The organism is Pseudomonas sp. A-RE-22 (assembly GCF_019956035.1).
GTDB lineage: Bacteria > Pseudomonadota > Gammaproteobacteria > Pseudomonadales > Pseudomonadaceae > Aquipseudomonas > Aquipseudomonas brassicacearum.
Window position 1 is genome coordinate 164,740 of the sequence record NZ_JAHBCZ010000098.1, and the last position, 22,832, is coordinate 187,571.

Below are 22,832 nucleotides of genomic sequence, written 5' to 3' on the forward strand. Positions count from 1 at the left end.
GCACTATCTTGAGCGGAAAAGCATCTCTATGACCATAGGAAACAACGAAGGTGGGGCCAACGCGTCCTACTACGGCTACGACTACCAGAAATTGGTGACTGTCTGGGTGGCGTTGCGCCTAATGTTTGGTCCGGGTGCCGTCACTGACCAAGTAGTGGTGGAGCCAGCATCTCACGACGACGTAATGGCGCTTCTAGCAGTGCCGGAGGAAACGGCCGAAGCCAGCCTCAAAATCATCGCTAGCGACGAATTGCATGTGCAAATCAAGTTCAAGGGCGCTGGCGCCTGGAGCGCCAAGGAGTTTGCGAGCGCAGTCAACGAAAAGGGGGCGAAGGGGGGCAAGGGGTCGAAGCCGCGATCCCGAGCCAAAGCTCAGCTGCTTGCCGATAGCAGTCGTCGCTATGTCTTCATTACTAACTCCAGCGTGGACGGTGATTTGGCCAAGGGACGAGTCAGTTAGGCGAAGCCTGCCGGACGCTTACTGCGAAGGGCATAGGCCGCGTGGAAGTCTCGAAGCAATGATCAAAATGGTTGAGACGGCGCGTCAGCGCTAAAAAATCGTATCTTTAGCTGAACCTCATATCTAGGCGGTGCTTGTGATCAGCGCCTCCTAACGGCTAGGGTTGGTCTCGGTCTCTTGGCGGTGCGCGATAGTTCGGAGCAAATGACGATTTGATACTGGCAATCGCCGCATGAGAGGGGGCTGGTAGGGGGGCAGTTACACTGTTGGACCAGCGCGCTTCTCAGGGCACTCATCGGTCAAGTCCCTACCGATAGTTTCTCCATTAGGGCAAAATGCTTCACTTTCGTTGAAGTCCGGTTGCTAAGGAGAGAATGCCGGTCATGGCCCCTACTTACATTTCACGACGTCTCAGCTATCACATTGATAACAAACAGCTGGTAATTGATGAAGCCGGGCTACTCGACGTGAGCGCTCCCAAGATAATTTTGGGCGAACCTGGGATGGGTAAGACCAGACTGATCAGCTCGCTCGCTGCTAAGCTGGGAGTGAAGGCAGTGTCGGCCAGCCGCTTCATGCGGCAATCAGCAGTCCTACAAGGGATTCAGTCCGGCAAGCCACTCTTGATTGACAGTGTGGACGAGGCTATCGCCAGCGACGAATGCGCAGCTGTCGACGAGATTCTGTCGAAGCTGGAAAACCTAGACAATCCCGATTTCATTCTGGCCTGCAGAGCTCGGGAGTGGCCTGACTATGCGCTGGTGAAGCTCGGGGAAGTTTACTCGGAGCAGGCCGTTGTCTTTCATCTGGAGCCTTTGAACCGGGCTGAAGCAGAAGGACTCCTCGCTGAAGTCCTTGACGTCAGCCAGGTCGGCGAAGTGCTCAATCGTATGGATGTCGATTGCATTTCGGAGCTTTATCACAATCCCTTGACGCTGGAAATGATGGGGAAAGTTGCAAGAACCGACGCCCATTTGCCCAGTTCGCGCTCAGCGCTGTTCGAGCGAGTCTGTGGGCTGCTCTGGGCAGAGCATAATGAGGGGCGCGCAGCGGATGCGTTGAGGCATCTAACCACCGAACAAGCACTGGATACAGCAGGTGCACTCATGGCCGGGCTGCTGCTAGCGGGAAAGGAGGCCATTGGTCTGGCCAGGCCTGCATTAGTGGCTGACAGCGATATCGGCTTGGCCCATCTCAGTGCGCTTATCGACCCGGTAGCGGCTGGAGCGATTGTGCGGTGCAAATTGTTCAACAGTGAGGGACTATATCGTGCCAAGCCAATCCATAGGGTGATCGCGGAGTTTCTGGGGGCTCGCTGGCTGAGCCGGCAGGCTGACAATCCTCGTAAGCAACGTCGGTTGCTAGCCCAGTTCCAGGGTAGTGGCAGGGTGCCGGCCAGTTTTCGGGGACTGCATGCCTGGCTGACCGTTCACAGAGATGAACTGGCAGAAGACGTCATAACCGCGGATCCGCTAGGTGTAATGCAATATGCCGATACGACGAAATTGACTAATGCTCAGCTCAAGTATCTACTCAAATCTCTTCAAGCAATTGCGCAAGCGGACCCTTATTTTCGTGATCATGATTGGAAAGGCCTCTCCGCTAAAAGCCTAATGATCGAGGCTATGTTGAGTGAAGTCGATGCAGCTATCAGGTCAAGAGACAATGTGCACTTGTCTTCATTGCTGATAGAAAGTATCCGGGGAACTCTGCTTGCCCGTTCTCTGCAACAAACGTTGTGCGACGTAATGTTGAACGCTGAGCGTACGATGCACGAACGATACGCCTCTGCACTTGCATTAAAGCCACTGTACAAATGCGATGAGTGGGAGGATTTAATTGCTGCATTGCTGCTTCAAATCAGAAGAAACTCCGCCGAGCTTGCCTATCTGATTATCGAAATGCTCGGTTTCACAATAAATTCCGAACTGTTGGTCGAAACTACACTGGCAAGGTTGGGAGTGAGTTTTTGTGAGCTGCCCCGATCGCCGCAGCCCCAAGGGCATAGGCTAGGCGAATATTCATCGCTGTCGGACCAGCTTTCAACGTCTGAACTGGCGCCGGTTTTAGCCTTACTTGCGAATCGTATTGATCTGGTAGATGCTCGGGACTTCACCGCCACCTTCGAAATTCACGAACTCGTTGCCTCGCTGGTGACGCGAGCGATTGCGGAACGAGTTGTCACCCGCAGTAATCCAAGCGTGCTATGGGAGTGGCTTGGCATGCTCTCCCACGCAGACCGCAATGGGCTCGCGATGATGTCTTTGCTACGCCTATTGGCGAGTGATAATCAATTGCGCCGTGCCGTTCAGCACCACGCTCTATTCGGAGACGCACGTAGGTACATCTTCCTCTACCAGGCAACCATCTTGCAGGAGCACCTGATAGAACTAACGGCGGACGACCACCTTCATTTCATGGAGTATCTCGCTACGTTCAGCAACCAGGACGGGGGCATGCGTGAGGATTGGCAGGGTTTGGTTGATTCGGCAGCCTATTCCTGTGGAATTGACCAAGAGCTACGCTCGGCGAGCCTAAAATTTGAAGCGGGTTGCTCACAACTTGCAGATTTTATTGAGCGGAGGATCGACTCAATCGCCCAGTCAGCAGCAAGCTCGAGAGAGCGTGAAGAACTTGCTATTTCGTGTGAGCGCAGAAAAACTCTCCAGGAGAGGCGTTCGCTGCGCTGTTATTATCGTCAGCACAAAAACGAGTTGCGCGCGGGGGAGCTTCCGTTCATCGAACTTCCGGCCAAACACTATCTTGGATCGCTACGCCTTTTCCATACCGCCCTCCCAGCGTTGGAGCGGCTAAAACTTTGGTGCGGCAAGGCTCTGACGCGTGATGCGCTGATCGGTTTTGAGGCTGTGTTACAGCGGACTGATCTGCCATCAGCAGCCGATGTTGCTAAAGCGCTAGCTCAGAATCGGCATTACCTTTTCAATCTACCCATCTTCGCCGCGCTCTTGTGCCGGCTGCGTCGTCAGGTGGGGTTTACCGACCTGTCCCACGATTTATTGAAAACCGGGCTTTTGCTGTGTTATCAGCAGGGGCGAATGCCCAACGACCCAGACCGATACAACCTTAGTCTGGAGCTTGAGAAAATCGTACTTAGCACAGAATACGATCGTGAAGCGTTCGCCCGGCTGTGGATAGAACCAGCGCTGCAAGTTGATCAGAGCGTAATTCCGGGAATTACCCGGTTAGTCACTATTGAAAGTTGGCGATCGACGACGATAGTGTTAGCAGCTGAATGGCTTGCTCGGGCGGGTTCGCTGAATGCGGAAGTAGAAAAGCAGCTATTTCTATTTCTCCTAGATTCAGGAGAGTCAAACAGACTACTCCAGATTGCCAATGCACGCTTGTATGGGAGGGGCAGTGACCCCAAAATTGACTCAAAGTGGTTGGCGTTGAAGGTACTGATCGATTTTGAAGACGCGCAAGCCCAGTTTGCCGACAGGCTGAGTGCACCGGAGTTTATCTGGAAATTGCGCGACGTTTTCACGCTGGAGCGCAACCGACGGTTGGTGGAGCACAGCGCAGGACAGGCCGAGTGGATTGTTTCGCAGTTCCGGCGTTTCTGGCCGATCCTACCCTCAGATGGAAGGGTGCGACATCAAGACGATGCTGACGAGGCGTCTCGCTTCATTATCCTGCTCATCGAACGGCTGTCTGCAGAAACGACCGACGATGCCTGCTGGGCAATCTCCCGATTGGTTTCAGAACCCAGCGACAGCTACAGCGAACTGCTGAAGCACGCACAGGTTAGCCAGCGACAAAAGAATACAGAGGAAATGTTCAGGCCCATCGAGCCAGAGCAGCTGAAGCTACTTCTAAGCGGTGAGCGGCCTTGCAACGCTGAGGATCTCAAGACGCTGATCGTGGAGGAGCTCGCGGTCGTGCAGAACATTTTACAGGGTGATGAGCTTGATCCAGTACGCATGTTCTGGAATGACAGCGAAGAGCCTCGTGAAGAAAACCGCTGTCGCGACGACCTTGCAGGCATGTTGCGATCTCGTCTGGAGAGGTATGAAGTCTCAATGATGAGTGAAGTAGATATGCCCGAAAACAAGCGGGTGGACCTCGCGTTTCGTTGCGGCACTATTCAGCTGCCACTAGAGGTCAAGGGGCAATGGCACTCAAAAGTATGGCATGCGGCAAGTAGCCAGTTGGATCGCCAATACCTGATTGATTGGCGCTCGGACCAAAGGGGTATTTTCTGCGTGCTATGGTTCGGAACACGGGTTTCGCAAAATAGTCTTCCATGCAGCCCCCCAAAGGGAGTTGAGACTCCGACCTCTGCTGAAGAAATGCGTAATGCCTTGATTGAACTTATTCCACAGGAAAGACGTAGTCTGATCCACGTGGTGGTCATGGATCTGACCCGGAGCAACCGGCGTCAGGGGATTTGTTTGGCACAGCCGCTGGATATGCCGTAGCTGGGAATTGAGATCGCGGATATGGGCTTTCCAGGAGCGGTGAGGCGTATGAGAAGCAGCTGCAGAGCCTCCTGAGTGGTAGTTGGGCGGACCTGATCCAATTGCGGAGAAATCCCGAAGTAGCTGAACTACGCAGCTTGCTTACCCACTCGGTTATCGAGTTCTGGGGAGACTTCGATCTAGAGGCGTTTCGGATCTACCGAAGCCTTCTCCAACGTATTCCGCACCTGGTGCTCAGCTCCCTTTACGCAAATCTGCGGGATGTCCTGATGGCGGGCGAAGGGCACGCATACCATCAGATTACTGGTAAGGAGGGGCAGGCCCCGCTGGGGGCTTGTGAGTTTGCGGATCTGCCAGAGGTCCGAGCACTAGCTGAGTTATGTGCTCACCGTGCCTAGATCAGGAGTATCTCTCGTTGCAGGAGATTGCAACTGTTGCCGCCATCAAGAAAGGAAACCGTGAGGTTTCTCAGCGAGTCAGCAGGGGTTGAAGGATCGAGCATGGTGCAGGTACTCCGCGATGAACAGTGCTGCTGGCCCAGACTGGCGGGTACCGTGGCAGGCTGGCTGCCATGGAACGCCGCCAATCGTCAAAATTGGTAGGCAGGTATTGCGCTAGGTTCTACCAGCAGCACCTAACGCAGACTCAGGATCAACGGGCGGATCGTTTAACAGACTTTCTGCTTCGTGTACTGGCGTATGTCTGATTGGCCGCCTTTGCGACGTCTTTGGCGATCGAATCAAGACTGGGATAGATGAAGCTTTCGTTGATGCCTAATTTTCCCAAGCTGGCCAGGATCGCTGTGGTAGACGTGTACGGGATGAAAATCTTTGAGATGAGGTCTTGTAAAGCGTTGTAGTAGTCAAGTGGTGCGATCTGCGCACCATGAAGTGTGAATGTACCGCTCTGGGCCCGGATTCGCGTTGTCATGTGGGGGGCGGTGATACACACCGGTAGCGTGGTTATATCTTTTGCGAAGGGATCGATGTATTTGTCCCAGCTTTCTGCGTGTGAAGCGATATCAATCGTCTTGGACTGCAGAATCGTTTGTTCATTGATCTTCGTCGGTTCAATGGCAAATACCGCGAAGCCTTCCTCACTGAAGTTATCGTCCTCAAATCGCTCGCACTCAGCCTTTCCATCGCCTTCGCGCACTTGAGCGCCCTGGGCTGCAAAATACAATGCCACTAGGGCATTGGTAGACCAGTCGAGCAGTCTCGTCGGCAAGCCGTGATGCTGAGCGATGAACATCCACTCGAACTCGTTCGTGGGTTGCTGCTCCAGAAATGGTCTGCCTAGCTGTTTGAAGTCCTGCAGCATTTTTTCGGAGTTCGGGCCAGAGAAGACTCCTCCACTGCTGAGTCTTACTGCCGTGTCGTCAATCTCTTGGCCAAGGTGGTCGTGAGACTGATGGATATTTCGCAGTGCCCCAGGTATGAGCCGGTGGCTGGCACTCGATTGGCCGCGGAACCACAGTGAATTGGGTTCTTCAGGTTTCAAGCTATCAATGATGCCTACGAATTCTACGAGCGTCCTGGCTGTATAGATTTTCACATTAGCCTCTTGGAATTTCGATTTTTGGATGTGCCACCCTATGCTACACGAGCAGCTCTGCAGCGCGCTTGACCTATGCCAATGTGGGGCTAGGGGGAGGGGAGCACGAAGCCTGTTATGAAAGCAGCGTGCTTTGCGTGATCGCAATCATGGGGGGGCTTTGCCGCGCCTGAACTTTTCACGAATCCAGGCTGACACAGAGATTATTTGAGCTGGGCGACCAGTGCTTTCGCCACAGCTTCAGAGCTCGCCGGATTCTGCCCGGTGGTCAGCTTGCCATCCTCGATTAGGCACTGTACGAAAAGAGATGTCATAAGCACCGCCGGCGGCAGGCCAATGTGATCATGGCCTCATAACTTGTTGTGAGCTTGCAGTAACGCGTGGCCAGCCGGCGGTGCTCTTTCAGCCAGCCAAATAGACGCTCGATGACATCCCGCTCCCGGTACTTGGGCTTGTCGAATACCCGCGGTAGGCCTGGCTTCGGCTTGCGTATCATGACTCGGTAATCTCTGGCCGTTGGTCAGCGCCGATAATCCTCCGCGCCAGTCTGCTGGGGCAGCCTGGTTTTCAAAAATGGTGAGCTTAAGCGGCGGTCTTACTCTCGGGAGCACTCTGGAAAGCGAAAAATCACCGCGAAGACAGTTTCGTCACCCAAGATGAGCAGCGTGGTCGGCAGATTACCGAAAGCGCTGAGCATTTTCGGTTGGGGCATCCTTTTCAAACCATCCAAAGCATGCCCTCAAATATGCCCCAAATTTAGCAATTAGCTGGAAGTAAATGGCTATTCGAGGCTAGAAAAACGCAGAAATGATCAGCTAACAAGCATCCGCGAAGCCCCTAAAGACTGTCAGGGTCGCCAAAAAACATCTGAATCCGCGACCGCAACCACCGCTCCCCAGGGTCGTTGTCCTGGGAACCGCGCCAGGCCATGTGCAGCTCGAAACTGCGCACCGGTATGGGCGGGTCTTCGGCGCGTACGCCGCCGGCGGCGGTCAGCGCGTCGGCCGTGTAGTCGGGCACGATGGCGATGATGTCGGTGCCCGATAATAGCGTGCTCAGGCCGTTGAATTGCGGCACGGCCAGCACCACATGGCGCTTGCGGTCGAGTTTCGCCAGCTCTTCATCGATGAAGCCGCTCAAGTCACCCGCGAAAGACACCAGGGCATGGGGGCGAGCGCAGAATTCGTCCAGGGTCAGTCGTCCTGGGGCGGTGTCAGCCCGTAGTACTTTGGGCATGCTACGCCGCAAGACCTTGCGCTTGGCGTTGGCCGGCAAGTCCTCGGTGTAGCTGACGCCAATGGAGATTTCACCGGATGCCAGCAAACCGGGCATCAGAATGTAGTTGACCCGGCGCACCACCAGCACGATGCCGGGCGCTTCGGCGCGCAGGCGCTTGAGCAGCATCGGCAGCAGGGCAAATTCGGCGTCGTCCGACAGGCCGATGCGAAACACCGAGGTGCTGGTGGCCGGGTCGAATTCCGCTGCACGGCTGACCGCCGTGGAAATCGAATCCAGGGCCGGGGAGAGCAGGGCGAAGATCTCGACCGCCCGGGCCGAAGGCTCCATGCTGCGGCCGGTACGTACGAACAACGGGTCATCGAACAGGCTGCGCAGGCGCGACAGCGCGGCGCTGATGGCCGGTTGGCCTAGGAACAGTTTCTCGGCCGCGCGAGTCACACTGCGTTCATGCATCAATGTTTCGAACACGATCAACAGGTTCAGATCGACACGCCGCAGGTCATTACGATTCATCTGGGGTCCTGGCAGATTCGGTAAGCTTGACGTGAGCGGCCATATGGGAACAATGGCCGGCATGAATCTTACGGGGAAAGGCTGGTACTCTGCACCGGCTAATTGAGTTTTCTTAGGTTAAGTCCTACAGGATTGGTTGGTTTTTCTTACTGCGGAATCAATGACAGGCATGTCGACTATTAATAGCCACTGATGGTCTTGGGTACAAAGCCCGGATAGAGTTCATGGCATTAGAGGTTACTTTGACGAGGTTTGCGATGTCCCGCACGATCCGTTTTCACAAGTTTGGTGGTGCCGAGGTGCTCAAATGCGAAGAGCATGCGGCGGCTCTTCCTGCGCCAGGAGAAGTGCAGGTCCGTGTCGAAGCGATCGGCATCAGTTGGTACGACACCTTGTGGCGCCAGAACCTGGCGTCGTCCCAGGCACGTCTGCCTTCGGGCCTGGGCCATGAAATGGCCGGCGTGGTAACGGCCGTCGGCGACGGCGTCGATGACTTGGCCGTGGGCGACAAGGTCGCCAGTTTCCCGGCCGAGAGCCCGAACGATTATCCGGTGTACGGTGAGGTCATCGTGCTGCCACGCACCGCGCTGACCCGTTATCCCGACGTGCTCAGCCCGATCGAAGCCGCCGTGCATTACACGTCGCTGCTGATCGCATATTTCGCCTACATGGACCTGGCGCGGGTCAAGCCGGGGCAATTCGCCCTGGTCACCGATGCCAGTCATTGCGCCGGCCCTTCCTTCGTACAACTGGGCAAGGCCCTGGGTGTGCGGGTGATCGCGGCCACCAAGACGGCTGACGAGCGTGAGTACCTGTTGTCGCTGGGCGCCGAGAAGGTCATCGTCACCGAAGAGCAGGACTTGCTGATGCAAATCAACAAGCTCACCGACAACCGTGGCGTCGATGTGGTCTTCGACGGCCTCGGCGGGCCCCAGATGTCGCTGCTGGGTGACGTGTTGGCACCGCGTGGCAGCCTGGTGCTGTATGGCTTGCAGGGTGGCAACCAGACGCCGTTTCCAGCCTGCGCGGCGTTCCAGAAGAACATTCAGTTCTTTGTGCACTGCATCGGCAATTTCACTGGCAAGCCGGAACTGGGCATTCTCCAGGACCAGGTGGCCTTGCAACGAGCACTGCGCGATATCAATCAACTGACCGCCGACCGCGTGCTGTTGCCACTCAAGACTCGGGTCTTCCCATTCTCCGAGTTCGTCGAGGCTCACCGTTACATGGGCGAATGCCCTTGCCGTGAACGTGTTGCCCTTCAGGTCGTCGACCCGGCCTGAACCCTGTCTTGCGCAAGAGTCATCGCCCCGGGCTCTTGCGCTGCCTTCGCCCTGACACCCCATCCTTTCTTACGGCACCTCCTGCCTGGCGGTGCTGCGTTCGCACCTCACCATCTCGCGCCTTGAATGGCCTGTCCCGGTTCGCTCAAGACTGAAACGGTCTGTCGGCCAACATCTGAACTGGTTTTTGCCCTCAATCTGTATCTTCTAATCATTGTTTAAGTCTTGATAATTGAACGCTGATTTCCATATCAAGGAAGAAGTCGTGGTGCGGTATAACTTTTTCGAAGGTCTTCATCCTTCAAGATGCATTCAAGGGGTAACGAGCATTAACAGCTGCAGATATATCTATCGACCCTGGAGAAGACAGGGCGGGGTAGACTGCCAATTAAAGTTCGGCAAGTTCTTTGTTTCTTGTGCTCATTGTCTGTGGGACGTTGTCGGAATTCTCCTAGGACGCGCCGTCCGGTCGCTTGGGTCCCGTGTTTTCGGGGCTTTAGGCGGGAGAGTGAAGGGGCGTGAGCCTACTCTCGGTATATGTATCAAATAATTACGACAAGCAATGCTCGAGCGTATTGCTAATACTCTTTGAGTGCTAGAACAACCATCTAGATCAACACGTCGCGCAGTCACGTTGGTGCGGGTGCGACGCCGATAGTTGAATTTCCAGGTAAATGGCTATGAGTGCAATTCATGAGCAGGCAATGACTCACGTGTATCAACAGATACTGCAACGACTGTCAGGTTTTTATTCCCGGGCAGAACGTACCGCGTTGCAGCTTTTGATCCAGCGTTTAATTGTCGCCGCCGGAGGCATCGAGCGGATTGGCGATTACCGAGTGTTGACGGTCCAGAATGGGAGCAGGGAAAGTTTTTATGTGCTGACCGCCTTGCGGGCCGCACAGTTGAGCATCGCAGGGCGACATCCGGTGACCTTCACCTTGCGCGTCGCCACGCCACGCCTGAGCGAAACTACCCAGGCGACGCTGGAAAACATCCACCGCTGCTACAGCGCGCTGTTTGTCTACGATGATCCCCGGGTCGAATTGCTGATGGCCGATAACCGCGAGGTGTTGCCGTTCAATCACCGGCAGCCCCTGTCGATGGCGGGGCACGAAGCCAATCGCATGGACCTGCTGGTCCTGGGGCACCTTCGCGCGGTCGACAGCCCCTTGGAGATTGGGGACGACGGCTACCTGGCGATGGCCGAGTTCTATCGGCACATGGCCCGCTGGGAGTCGGGCGTGGATTCGTTGGTCAGCAGCGATACACCGCGCCAGCAAAAACAATTCATATCGGGCCTGCGCCGCGCGACTCGCAAGATCGGCCTGCTGACCGAGCACGCCTGCGGTTTCGACAACCTTTTTGCCCACCTCGACGCCCTGGGCGGTGATGTCTACCGGCATTTCTATGGGCCGGAGCGCCTCGATGCCTGGAAGCCCGAGGGTCACTTCGAGGCCTGCCGGCGAGTGGGCCACGTCGGCATCGACGACCTGATCGTCGATCGTTCGGAGGGAACCAACTGGCTGCTCTTCAACGAGTTCCTGCGGGTGCAGACCGAGGGGCTTGTGCCATCGGCGCCTGAAAACGAATACATCAGCCCGCTGCTGTCGGCCCATCTGCACGGCCTGCAGGCCTGCTACCTGCACGGACGCAGCTATGAAACCGGCTACGGCGACTACGCGCAGCGGGCGATCATGATCATGCACCGCAAGCAATTGCCGGAACACGTCTGCGAACAGGCTCGGGCGCTGTTCGGCTCGCCGTCGTCGATTCCCGAGCGTCGTGCCTACGCCGCCCTTGAAGCACAAAAGATCCTGGGGCTCAGTGAAACGCAACTGGTGTGCATGCTGTTCGCGCCCTTCGTGGGGCAGGGCACGGGCCTGGAGCATTTCCTGCGTTGCTGCCACCCCGGCATGCTGGTGGCGATGCCGGACCTGCACAAGGCCATGCAGGGCGCGACCGTCGCCGATCAGGTAGCGCAGTGGATGGTCGATGTCAGCGGCTTGCCCATCGACATCCTTGGCAAGCTGTACCGGGCGAGTGTTTCACTGCCGGAACAAGCGGAAAGCGCCCCGGGCGCCGATCCGCAGCAGGCCAATGACGGCGTTGACGCTGCAGAAGGCGGATCGGCTGCCGATGGGTTGCACGAACGCTCGGCAAGGCATTGAGGAACGAGGTTTGACGGACTCATCTACCTCGTCCCCAGTCCTTGTACCCGGCGTTGCGACTGAGCTGACTGCGACCCGCTGTCCTGGCCTGAGCCGATGAAAAATTGCCGGGAGACAGACTTCGCCTATCAGGCGGTTTATCGCTACCTGACCACGCTGATCAACGAGCTGGAGGTTGATGCGCGGGTTCGCCTGCCGTCGCTGCGGCAACTGGCCGAGCGTCTGAACGTGTCGATATCGACCATTCAGTACGCGTATTCGCTGCTGGAAAAGGAAGGGCGGGTCTATTCGATCGCCAAGTCCGGTTACTACGCGCTGCCCGTGCCCAGCATGGCCACCCTGGACGGCGGTGACGATTTACTCGAGACCCTGTACGTCAATGCCCGACGACCAGGTATGCAGGTGCTCAGCGCGGATGAACCGGCGTCGATGCAGCCGTTGGACAGCCCGCTGTTGCTGCTCGAGCGCGAACTGCTGCGCCAGTACCCGCGCTCCTCGCAGACACCCTCGCAACCCTGGGGCGAGCTGGAGCTTCGCACTGCGCTGGCTGCCCGCTACACGTCTTCGCCGGCCCGTTGCTGGAATGCCGATGATGTCTACATTGGCGCCGACCTGCGGGGCGTCCTGGAAATTCTTATCGCGGTGCTGGCACTCAGGGGGGCCACCGTGCTGATCGAATCGCCCTGCGATTGGGCGGTGTTGCGCCTGCTGCAGGCGGCGGAGGTCAACGTCATCGAGCTGCCACTGCTGGCCGGGGGGGAACTCAATGTCGAGCAACTGGAACAGCTGCTGGTGAACGAAACGGTACGCCTGGTGGTGCTGTCGTCGGTCTTGAATATGCCGAGGGGGACACTGGTTCCTGAAGAGAACCGTCGTACCATCGCGCATTTGCTGGAGCGGCACGGGACTTGGGTGCTGGAGAACGACAGCCATACAGACCTGGCGTTCGAGGCAAGGATGACGCCTTTTCGAGACTTGCTCGACCCGGACCGGCTGATCGTCTATTCGACGTTCGAGAAAACCATCGGGCCAGAGGCGCCGTATGGCTACGTGTTGTCGCGCCAGTTGACCCTGCACCTGCAGCGACATTTCCTGTTGCGAGCGTTTCGCTTGTCGCCGATCCGCCAGAAAGCCATCGCCCGGCTGTACAGCAACGGTCGGATTGACCAGCACTTGCTGGTGTTGCGGCGCCTGCTGCGTGAAAGCGCGGTTTCGACTACGCAATTGCTGCGCGAGCGGCTAGGGGATAGCCTGCAATGGGCAGAACCTCAAGGTGGTGCGACGATCTGGATGCAGTCGACGCGACGGGTCGACTTGCGACGGGTTTTCCATCGGCTGCTTGCCCAGCGAATCGTCATCGCGCCGGGGGAGTTGTTCAGCCTCCAGGGCCTGTATGCACAACATATGCGCCTGACCCACGCCCTGAACGGGCCGCAGGACATGGACGCTGCGCTCTGCGCGCTGGCCGACGCCTTGAGGCTCGAACAAGCGTAATCGGCGGCAATGGATCGAACCCATCGCGCCATGGTCGAACTGTCAGTAAACTGCACTCCATTTACCGAGCCACTCCACTCAGAGGTTTTGCATGACAGTCAGTCCATTTGCGGGCAAGCCGGCACCGGCAGAGTTGTTGATCGATATCCCGCGACTGGTGACGGCCTACTACACCGGCCGACCCGATGCCTCGGTTGCAACCCAGCGCGTGGCTTTTGGCACCTCCGGGCACCGTGGCAGCTCCTTCGACCTGGGCTTCAACGAGTGGCACGTGTTGGCCATCAGCCAGGCGATCTGCCTGTACCGCGAAGCCCAGGGCATCAACGGGCCACTGTTCGTCGGCATCGACACTCACGCGCTATCGACCCCGGCGGGTGCCAGTGCGCTGGAAGTATTCGCGGCCAACGGTGTAACCGTCATGATCGCCGAGGGCGATGAATACACCCCGACACCAGCGGTTTCCCACGCCATTCTCTGCTACAACCGTGGCCGCACCTCGGGCCTGGCGGACGGCATCGTCATCACGCCGTCCCACAACCCACCGCAAAGCGGCGGCTACAAGTACAACCCTACCAACGGTGGCCCGGCCGATACCCACATCACCAAATGGATCGAAGCCAAGGCCAACGAACTGCTGGCCGACCAGCTCGCCGGCGTCAAGCGCGTCAGCTACGAGCAAGCCTTGAAGGCCGACACCACCCACCGTCACGACTACGTCAACACCTACGTGGCGGACCTGATCAATGTCATCGATTTCGATGCCATCCGCACCGCCGGGCTGCATTTGGGCGTCGATCCGTTGGGTGGCGCAGGCGTGCGCTACTGGCCGGCCATTGCCGAGCATTACCGCCTGGACCTGGAAGTGGTGAACACTCACGTGGATTCCACCTTCCGTTTCATGACCGTCGACTGGGACGGGCAGATCCGCATGGACCCGTCTTCCAGCCATGCGATGCAAGGGTTGATTGGTCTGAAGGACCGCTTCGACGTGGCCTTTGCCTGCGACCCGGACCATGACCGTCATGGCATCGTGACGCCGTCTGGCGGCCTGTTGGCGCCGAACAACTACCTGGCGGTCTCCATCGACTACCTGTTCCAGAATCGCCCGCAATGGCGCGCCGATGCTGCGGTGGGCAAGACCGTGGTCAGCAGCGGCCTGATCGATCGCGTGGCCAAGCGCCTGGGTCGCCGCCTCTATGAAGTGCCGGTGGGCTTCAAGTGGTTTGCCGACGGCCTGTTCGATGGTTCCCTGGGCTTTGGCGGTGAAGAAAGTGCCGGTGCTTCGTTCCTGCGCAAGGACGGCGGCGTCTGGAGTACCGACAAGGACGGCCTGATCCCGGCGCTGTTGGCAGCTGAAATGACGGCGCGCACCGGTCGCGACCCGAGCCAGGCCTACCGCGCGTTGACTGACGAGCTGGGCGAACCGTTCTCGGTACGCGTCGATGCCAAGGCCAGCCCGCAACAGAAGGCGCTATTGAGCAAGCTGTCGCCCGATCAGGTGACGTCTACCGAATTGGCCGGGGAGAAGATCCAGCACATCCTCAGTCACGCGCCGGGCAATGATCAGGCCATTGGCGGCCTGAAGGTCATGACTGAAAACGGCTGGTTTGCGGCACGCCCGTCCGGGACCGAGGATATCTACAAGATCTACGCCGAAAGCTTCATTGGCGACGCGCACCTCAAGCAATTGGTGGCTGAGGCGCAAACGTTGGTGGATGGGGCTATCACCAGCAAGTGACACCGTCGGCAAGCCTTGTCCCAACTATGTGGGAGCAAGGCTTGCCCGCGATCCAGGCGATGCGGTCTTTAACGCGAGGCCCGTTTCGCGAGCAAGCTTTGCTCCCACACAAATTCCTCTCACCACAAGACCAATCAAGCGAGGTCGACGAGCACGATTTCGCTGTCTTCAATGGCGGTCACCCGCAATATCCGCTCATCTTCAATCGCAACACCGTCTCGAGCTTGTACGCGCAAACCATTGATTTCTGTCAATCCAGTTGCCGGCACAAGATAAGCTCGACGTGCGGCGTCCAGCCGATACTCCGCACTTTCACCCGCCTTGAGATTGGCCGCTACCAGTCGTGCGTCGGCGCGAATGCGCAGGCTTTGGTCATCGCCGGCCTTGCCACTGGCCAAGGTCACGAAGCCTTCGCGCGAGTCCTTGGGAAACGGCTTGGCGCCCCATGACGGTGCCAGGCCTTCTTCGTTGGGGATGATCCAGATCTGGAAAATGCGGGTGGCCGTCGATTCCAGGTTGTACTCGCTATGGGCAATCCCGGTGCCCGCGCTCATGACCTGTACATCACCGGCCTCCGTGCGGCCCTTGTTACCCAGATTGTCCTGGTGGCTGATCGCGCCTTCGCGCACATAGGTGATGATTTCCATGTCCCGGTGCGGGTGTTGGGGAAAACCGCTGCCAGGGGCGATAACATCATCGTTCCAGACCCGCAAGTTGCCCCAGTTCATGCGCCGTGGGTCGTAATATTCGGCGAACGAAAAATGATGGTGGGCATCCAGCCAACCGTGGTTGGCGGCGCCCAAGGTGGCGAAGGGCCTGAGTTCGAGCATGTTCGTGTCCTTTTCGCTGAGCAGCGAAAGCGATGGTTGATGGGGCTATTTTCGCTAAGGAACACATCGATAAAAAGCGTAAAAAACGCGTCAAAGTTATCGTGTATTTAGATATAAAATCGCGAGCCAACTTTCACTTCATCGCCTAAACCCATGACTTAAAAGCTTTTGGGTGGAACCCGGCGGCAAATACAGACACCATAGCCGTCATGGTTCATGAACACCCGGAGTCATCAGCGTGGCGCAACACACTCCCGATCTTCCCCCCGTGCTTTTATCCCTGGCCCAGATGCCGCTGTTCAAGCGCCTGGCAGCCCGGTTCTTCGGCCATGGCCTGACACGCCTGCGAGCCCAACATCGCGCTTCCTGGTTGCATGGCCAGGCCGACGGTTTCCGCAGCGGTCATACCGCTGGTTTTGACTATGGCTACAAGGAAGGCCGGGCCGAAGGGCTTGAGGAGGGTCGTCAGGTCCTGTTGATCCGTGATTCGCGCAGCACGGAGCATCCGGCACCGCAGGTCGATGATCTGCTGTTCGATGACTGGCGCCTGCCGCTGACCGCCGAGCTGAAGAAACGCATCAAGACAGATGTCACCCGATTGCTGCCGGCGCATGCACAACCGAGCGCCGCGCAATGGAAGATGATTTTCAGCGACACGCCCTCGACCTCGGTGGTCGCCGGGGCCGGGGCGGGCAAATCCACCACCCTGGTACTGCGCATTGTGCTGTTGTCCCATTACCTGGGTTTCGAACTGGACTCGATGACCGTGGTGACGTTTACCCGGGAATCGCGCAAGGATTTCATCCAGAAACTGATCGAAGTGTTTGCCCTGTGGGGGCGAACCGTCAGACTCAAGGAAGCCCGTGACCTGGTGCGGACATTCCATTCGCGCATCTTGCCCATGGTTCGCAGCCTGCCCGGGTTCGAACGGCTCCAGGCGTTCGAGACCCTGAGTCATCGCGCCGAAGCGGGTGACGATGATGCCCAGGGCAATCCCTTTGATTTGCGCATCAACGACGCCCAGCGCCAGCAACTCAACGCCTGTTATTACAACCTTTACCAGCGTGACGCGCGTTTCCGTGAGCTGATCCTGCCGTTGTCCCGCCACGCGCTGCAACTCAAGGAGCTGGAACGCGATCACCCGGATGTGCAAAAGCGCGTCGCCGTGACCGAACTGGCAGCCCAGCGCGACGAAGAGTTGTGCGATGCCGTCGAAGACCTGTGGTTCCGCGCCGGTGCCTGGCCGATCAAGGGTATCGAGCCGAAGCGACAAACGTTCGAAATCAATGGTTCGACGTTCCACTGTCATGGCTACGCGCCTTCCCTGGATGCATGGGTGATACTGGGGTTCGATCCACGGGAAGATGCCCGGCTCAATCGTCCGGGCGCCAAGTTGAGCATCCGCGCGGAATGGGCGGTAAAGCGCACCTTGTTTCAAGCTTTTTGCCGTAAGCCACTGATCTGGCTTGAAAGTTATGAGGCGTCAAAACGTGTATTAGCGTCAATGGCCGGCGATGCCAGCGCCGGGCCTGGGTTCGACTACAAGGTCAAGGGCGAGCTGGGTTCAGCGCCATTGCTGGACTGCTTTGTCGCGGCGGCAGGCTTTATCGAGAACCTGGGCCTCGACGTCCCGGATGCCGTGGGGCGGATGTCCTTTGCCCAGGATGATCCCGATCGGTATTTCTTCGAAGCGCTGAGTCGCTACTGGCGGGCACTCGAAGACCATCTGCTCGACCAATCGCCGCCGGTCATGACCTACAACCGCATGTTTGCGCTGTTCAGCGAACATTCGCCGGAAAATTTCAAGTTGCTGGGGGATGCGTTGCTCAGGCCGCTTTCGCACCTGATGGTCGACGAGTTCCAGGACGTGTCGCCGCAGATCGTCTCCTGGCTGCGCGCCAGTCTTCGGGAAATACGCAGCCGTGGTCCCGCGATGCACGTGGGGCGCGGCGCCCAACGCTCTTCATTGTTGTGTGTAGGGGACGATTGGCAATCAATCTATGGCTGGCGCGGCAGCTCGCCGAGCTATTTCATGGCATTCAACAAGCAATTCCCGTCGCCGACGACGACCCGGGTCATGCTCACTGACAACTACCGCAGCCACCAACACATCATCGATGCGGCCGAGCATATTGTTCGCGCCGCTGCGGCTATCCCAGGCAAGAAGGCCAAGGCCAGTGGCGTGTCTCGCTCGTTGAGCCCGGTGAATGTGTTGGATCGCGACGACGAAGGGTTGGCGCGGCGACTGGATGAGCACTATCGCAACGGCGATTCGATCTTGATGTTGTATCGAAAAAGTAGCGATAAGCTATTGATAGAAAAGTATATTCAGCCAACAGTTAATGTTGATTCTAGCTTGCCGTACGACGCGCGACGGCTCAGGCAAATGACTTACCACAGTGCCAAGGGGCTCCAGGCCGATGCGGTGTTCCTGCTGGGCGACTGCCAGCACCTGAGCAGTTCACCCTACAAGAACCAGGTCTATCGAATGGCCGGGCTAGGCCAGGACGGTGACGCCGAACCTTACGACTCGGCGCAAAAGGACGAAATCCTGCGCCTGGCGTATGTGGGCATCACGCGTGCGGTGCAGCACTGTTACTGGTACGTCGATGGCCAGGACGGCCAGGCGGCCAATGGGCCCAAGGCCTCGGATCGTATTGCCACGGATAAGCCCTTTTTCGCTGACCATCGCCGTGTTCGTAAAGGATAAGGCTTGGTGTGTCTATCCGTTGCAAGCGTAACCCTGTGGGAGCGTTCTTACGCCATCGGCGGCAACCGTCGCTTGACGGGTGTTTTCTTGACGATGGCCGTATTGGTCTCGGCGTGGACATTGAGTTTGTCCAGCAAGGTATCCAGCTGTTCCATCGAGCGCACGTGCAGGCGGGCGATGAAGCAGTCGTCGCCGGTTACCTTGTCGCATTCGGTGAATTCGGCGATGGCCTGGATCTGCCGCTCCACTTCCTGCAACTGCCCCGGCAGCGGGCGGATACGCACGATGGCCTGGAGTTGATAGCCGAAGCACTTGGGGTCCACCTCAACGGTGTAGCCCCTGAGCACACCACGTTCTTCGAGCCGGCGAAGGCGCTCGGCGACACTGGGGGAGGACAGGCCACTGAGGTTTGCCAAGGCCTTGAGGGAGCGTCGGGAATCTTCCATCAGGGCACTGATGAGGATCTGGTCAATATCGTCAGTCATTTCAACTCCATTAGGCGAATGTGTGAAGTTGCCTTGATAAAAAAGGTCAAATCGAAGTTTAGCCTTTTTCAAACCATGGAGAAGCCCCCCGTCGGCTCGGCATACTGTGCCCACTTGCTGAAGGAGCCTGAAGATGGACAAGACCTTACGCCGCGGTTCGCTGGAAATGACTGCCGCCATGCTGATCTCCGGAACCATTGGTTGGTTCGTGCTGGTTTCCGGCCTGCCGGTGCTGGATGTGGTGTTCTGGCGCTGCGTGTTCGGCGCCGTGACCTTGCTGCTGATCTGCGCCGGTTTCGGCTTTTTGCGCCCCGGCATCCTCACCCGTACCACGTTCCTGCTGGCGGTCCTCAGCGGCGTAGCGATCGTCGGCAACTGGGTATTGCTGTTTGCCTCCTATTCCCGTGCCTCGATCGCCATCGGCACGGCGGTGTACAACGTCCAGCCGTTCATGTTGGTGGGGTTGGCGGCGTTGTTCCTGGGGGAAAAAATCACCGCGCAGAAACTGTTCTGGCTGGCGGTGTCGTTTCTCGGGATGCTGGCCATCGTCAGTGCCCATGGTGAGCAAGGGCAGGGTGGCGGCGACTATCTGCTGGGCATTGCCTTGGCGCTGGGGGCCGCATTGCTGTACGCCATCGCGGCGTTGATCATCAAGCGCCTGACCGGCACGCCACCTCATCTGATCGCGCTGATCCAGGTCAGCACCGGCGTGTTGCTGCTGGCGCCCTGGGCGAACTTCTCGGCATTGCCGCAACACCCCCAGGCCTGGGTCAGTCTGTTGATCCTGGGCGTGGTGCACACCGGCGTGATGTACGTGTTGCTGTACAGCGCCATACAACGTTTGCCGACTGCATTGACCGGTGCGCTGTCGTTCATCTATCCGATCGCAGCGATCTTCGTCGACTGGTTCGCCTTCGGCCATCGCCTGGAGCCGCTGCAATGGTTGGGCGTGGCTGCGATCCTGCTGGCGGCTGCCGGCATGCAACAGGGCTGGGGCATCAAGTCGCGGCGCCCAGCCCTGTCGTAGCCCACCGTTCGGGCGTGGATCAGAAGATGTAGTCAGTGGTCAGGAAGTTGGAATCCCGCTCACGGATAATGTCGCTGATCAACGCCTTGTTGTTGTCCTGGAACTTGGTTGCCACCAGCGTGCGGATGGAAAAGGTGCGCAGCGCATCGTGGACCGACAAGGTGCCCTCGGCCGAATTCTTCCGGCCATTGAACGGGAACGTGTCCGGGCCCCGTTGGCACTGGGCGTTGATGTTGATGCGTCCGACCTGGTTGGCGAAGGTGTCCACCAGCTTGCCGACTTGTGCCGGGTTGGTGCCGAAAATGCTGAGCTGCTGGCCGAAGTCGGACTCCAGCACGTAGTCGATTACGGTATTGAGGTCGCGGTACGGCACGATGGGCACGACCGGGCCGAACTGTTCCTCATGGTAGACCCGCATCGCCGTGTTCACCGGGTACAGCACCGCCGGGTAGAAAAACGAGCTTCGCGATTCGCCGCCGTGGGCATTCTTCACTTCTGCACCCTTGGCCAGCGCATCGGCGACCAGCGAATGCAAGTAATCGACTTTGCTCGCTTCGGGCAACGGCGTCAGCGCCACACCGTCCTCCCAGGGCATGCCGGGTTTCAGGGTGGCGAGCCTGGCGTTGAACTTCTCGATGAACGCCGGCGCCACATCTTCATGGACAAACAGGATTTTCAGCGCCGTGCAGCGCTGGCCGTTGAATGACAGCGAGCCGGTCAGTGCCTCGTTGACTGCGTTGTCCAGGTCGACGTCTGGCAGCACCAGGCCAGGGTTCTTCGCATCCAGCCCCAGGGCGGCACGCAAGCGGTGTGGCCGCGGGTGAAGCTTCTTCAGGTCACTAGCCGCCTTGTTGGTGCCGATAAAGGCGAAGATGTCGATCTTGCCGCTGGCCATCAGCGCGCTGACAGTTTCCCGGCCGCTGCCGTAGATTACGTTGATCACGCCTGCCGGGAAGCTGTCGCGGAAGGCTTCGAGCAACGGCCGCACCAGCAGGACGCCGAGCTTGGCCGGTTTGAACACCACGGTGTTGCCCATGATCAAGGCCGGGATCAGCGTGGTGAAGGTTTCGTTCAGCGGATAGTTGTAGGGGCCCATGCACAAGGCCACGCCCAAGGGCACGCGTCGGATCTGCCCGAGGGTGTCCTGTTCCAGCTCGAAACGGCTGGAGCGCCGGTCCAGCTCCTTGAGGGCGTTGATGGTGTCGACGATGTAGTCGCAGGTGCGGTCGAATTCCTTCTGGGAGTCCTTGAGGTTCTTGCCGATTTCCCACATCAGCAACTTGACCACGGCCTCGCGTTGCTCGCGCATGCGTGCCAGGAAGGTTTCCACGTGGCGGATGCGCTCGGCGACGCGCATCGTGGGCCACTGGCCCTGGCCGCGATCGTAAGCCCGCACGGCAGCGTCCAGAGCGGTGAGGGCGGTTTCGGCGTCCAGCAGCGGTGTGCTGCCGAGAATCACTTGCTCATCGCCCAGCTCACCCGTCACGTAAACGGGGCTGCGGACGACAGCCAGCGGCCCTTGCCAGGTTTCCAGGACGCCGTCGACCAGGTATTCGCGCTGTTCGATCCGGCCTTCGAGGCGATAGGCCTCCGGGATTTCGGCGGCGCTGGGAAAAAGGTTAGCGAGGAAGGGGTCGGTGGTCATGTCGTTACTCCATCAATGAAATGAGCCAGGGGCAGACGGCTTGCAGGTATGAATCGCTCTTAGCGTTATACGCCTTAATGGAGGTGTTTTTTAAGTGGCGGCAGATTGCTTGCGCCGTGTTTATGTAGGAGCTGCCGAAGGCTGCGATCTTTCGATCTTTCGATCTTTCGATCTTTCGATCTTTCGCTTGGGACTCAAATGTCTGGGGAAAGATCGCAGCCTCGTTGCACTCGACAGCCCCTACACAGTTCCTGCACGCGGGGCTATCGATTACAGAATTGGCATTACCAGCGCATCCGCACCCCCATGCTGGTAATGATACCGTTGAGGTCGTTGTCGTCGACGTCACTGCTGAAGTCGGCGCTGACATACAGGCTTACCGTCGGCGTGACCTGTGCCACCAGGCCCAGGCCGACTTCGACGGTGGAGGTTTTTCGGCTGCTGCTGATCTTGTCGACCTTATCCAGGGACAAGGTATCGGCGCTCTGGACGGTGTGCCACAAGTTGGTTCGCACATAGGGCTCCATGCCGAGGCTGTTGACTCGGTAATTGCCTTTGAGTCGCGCACCGACGCGGCCGCTCCAGCTGCTCAGTTCATTGCCGGTGCCGCTCTCGGCATTCGGTGTGTCGAGGGTGATGCGTTGGTTGATCAGTTGGGCCTGGGGTTCGACGACCCAGTGGGTCCCGATGCCAATCGCAAAGCCCCCTTCGACGGACAGCGTCACCGCATTGCCTTCGGTGGCCTGGCGCTGGCCTTGTTCGGTGCGGCTGTAGCCATTGACCCGGCCGCCGCTGGCGCTCAGGTCCACGTGCCAGCCTGCGGGGCTGGTCAGGCTCCAATAGGCGCCGAGACTCGAGCCTTTCAGGTTCAGGGCGTCTTTGCCCGGTTCGGCCATCGCGGGCGTCACCAGCAGGCCACTGCCCGTTGAAATGATCTGGTTTTGCCCGCTGATCAGGCCCATGCGCTGGGTATGACCGCTGTCGTTTCGCAATGTGAACAGGGCAGAGCTCTTGTCGGAGGCGGGGTCGCTGCCGATGGTTGCGGTATTGCGGTTGCTGGACTGGGCTCGGCCATACCAGGGCTGTGTTGTTTCTTCGTCAGGCCAGGCCTGTACCTCCATGGAGGAAAGCAGCAACAACGAAGTAGAAAGGGTGTGGAAGGTGATGGAGATCTCTTGCGGACGGAGGGAAGTTTTCATGGGGGTCTGCCTTGCAATCGCATGCATTTCTCGCTTTTTGGCGTC

14 protein-coding genes and 2 pseudogenes are annotated in these 22,832 nt (G+C 58.3%); 8 read left to right on the top strand and 8 right to left on the bottom strand.

The annotated features are described in order from the left end of the window. The first annotated feature begins 28 nt into the window (after positions 1–28). Together KGA89_RS30340 and KGA89_RS30345 are read left to right on the top strand one after the other, a co-directional pair. The gene (locus KGA89_RS30340) at positions 29–460 is read left to right on the top strand and encodes a hypothetical protein (protein ID WP_223473288.1); all 432 of its coding nucleotides are present in this window, start codon (positions 29–31) and stop codon (positions 458–460) included. 383 nt (positions 461–843) lie between these two features. Next, complete coding sequence (locus KGA89_RS30345) at positions 844–4,899, top strand: NACHT domain-containing protein (protein ID WP_223473289.1); 4,056 nt, start codon at positions 844–846, stop codon at positions 4,897–4,899. Positions 4,900–5,550: 651 nt separating this feature from the next. Here KGA89_RS30345 and KGA89_RS30350 read toward each other — a convergent pair. The 4 genes and pseudogenes from KGA89_RS30350 to KGA89_RS30360 all read right to left on the bottom strand — a co-directional run bounded on the left by KGA89_RS30350 (position 5,551) and on the right by KGA89_RS30360 (position 8,205). Next, on the bottom strand, positions 5,551–6,453 hold the full coding sequence (locus KGA89_RS30350) for an FRG domain-containing protein (protein WP_092250827.1): 903 nt from the start codon (positions 6,451–6,453) through the stop codon (positions 5,551–5,553). 203 nt (positions 6,454–6,656) lie between these two features. Then, positions 6,657–6,743: pseudogene (locus KGA89_RS30605) on the bottom strand (type 1 glutamine amidotransferase domain-containing protein); the annotation flags it as partial. Between the two features lie 20 nt (positions 6,744–6,763). Then, positions 6,764–6,955, bottom strand: a pseudogene (locus KGA89_RS30355) (transposase); the annotation flags it as partial. A 335-nt stretch (positions 6,956–7,290) separates the two neighbouring features. Then, a complete protein-coding gene (locus tag KGA89_RS30360) occupies positions 7,291–8,205 on the bottom strand; it encodes a LysR family transcriptional regulator (RefSeq protein WP_223473290.1) in 915 nt (304 codons plus the stop codon). Positions 8,206–8,462: 257 nt separating this feature from the next. Between KGA89_RS30360 and KGA89_RS30365 the strand changes: the two genes are divergently transcribed. The 4 genes from KGA89_RS30365 (at position 8,463) to pgm (ending at position 14,891) form a co-directional block, all read left to right on the top strand. Next, a complete protein-coding gene (locus tag KGA89_RS30365; protein ID WP_223473291.1) occupies positions 8,463–9,488 on the top strand; it encodes a zinc-dependent alcohol dehydrogenase family protein in 1,026 nt (341 codons plus the stop codon). Positions 9,489–10,168: 680 nt separating this feature from the next. Beyond that, on the top strand, positions 10,169–11,659 hold the full coding sequence (locus tag KGA89_RS30370; RefSeq protein WP_223473292.1) for a hypothetical protein: 1,491 nt from the start codon (positions 10,169–10,171) through the stop codon (positions 11,657–11,659). A 96-nt stretch (positions 11,660–11,755) separates the two neighbouring features. Further along, entirely contained in the window at positions 11,756–13,153 is a 1,398-nt protein-coding gene (locus KGA89_RS30375; RefSeq protein ID WP_013693445.1) for a PLP-dependent aminotransferase family protein, read from the top strand. A gap of 91 nt (positions 13,154–13,244) precedes the next feature. Continuing rightward, positions 13,245–14,891: a phosphoglucomutase (alpha-D-glucose-1,6-bisphosphate-dependent) gene (gene pgm, locus KGA89_RS30380; protein WP_013693444.1), complete on the top strand. Its 1,647-nt coding sequence runs from the start codon at positions 13,245–13,247 to the stop codon at positions 14,889–14,891. Between the two features lie 134 nt (positions 14,892–15,025). Here pgm and KGA89_RS30385 read toward each other — a convergent pair whose 3' ends face one another. Beyond that, positions 15,026–15,721, bottom strand: a complete 696-nt coding sequence (locus KGA89_RS30385; protein WP_223473293.1) for a pirin family protein — start codon at positions 15,719–15,721, stop codon at positions 15,026–15,028. A gap of 238 nt (positions 15,722–15,959) precedes the next feature. On the opposite strand from KGA89_RS30385, the gene KGA89_RS30390 reads away from it, so the two are divergent. Beyond that, entirely contained in the window at positions 15,960–18,431 is a 2,472-nt protein-coding gene (locus tag KGA89_RS30390; protein WP_223473294.1) for a UvrD-helicase domain-containing protein, read from the top strand. A 47-nt stretch (positions 18,432–18,478) separates the two neighbouring features. Here the strand turns inward: KGA89_RS30390 and KGA89_RS30395 are convergent, their stop codons facing one another. Continuing rightward, positions 18,479–18,916: an Lrp/AsnC family transcriptional regulator gene (locus KGA89_RS30395; protein ID WP_003202176.1), complete on the bottom strand. Its 438-nt coding sequence runs from the start codon at positions 18,914–18,916 to the stop codon at positions 18,479–18,481. A 133-nt stretch (positions 18,917–19,049) separates the two neighbouring features. On the opposite strand from KGA89_RS30395, the gene KGA89_RS30400 reads away from it, so the two are divergent. Continuing rightward, positions 19,050–19,943: a DMT family transporter gene (locus tag KGA89_RS30400; RefSeq protein WP_003202174.1), complete on the top strand. Its 894-nt coding sequence runs from the start codon at positions 19,050–19,052 to the stop codon at positions 19,941–19,943. Between the two features lie 19 nt (positions 19,944–19,962). On the opposite strand, the gene KGA89_RS30405 is transcribed toward KGA89_RS30400, so the two are convergent. Together KGA89_RS30405 and KGA89_RS30410 are read right to left on the bottom strand one after the other, a co-directional pair. Continuing rightward, complete coding sequence (locus KGA89_RS30405) at positions 19,963–21,588, bottom strand: NADP-dependent glyceraldehyde-3-phosphate dehydrogenase (protein WP_223473295.1); 1,626 nt, start codon at positions 21,586–21,588, stop codon at positions 19,963–19,965. 284 nt (positions 21,589–21,872) lie between these two features. Continuing rightward, on the bottom strand, positions 21,873–22,787 hold the full coding sequence (locus KGA89_RS30410) for an autotransporter outer membrane beta-barrel domain-containing protein (protein ID WP_223473296.1): 915 nt from the start codon (positions 22,785–22,787) through the stop codon (positions 21,873–21,875). Positions 22,788–22,832: the final 45 nt, after the last annotated feature.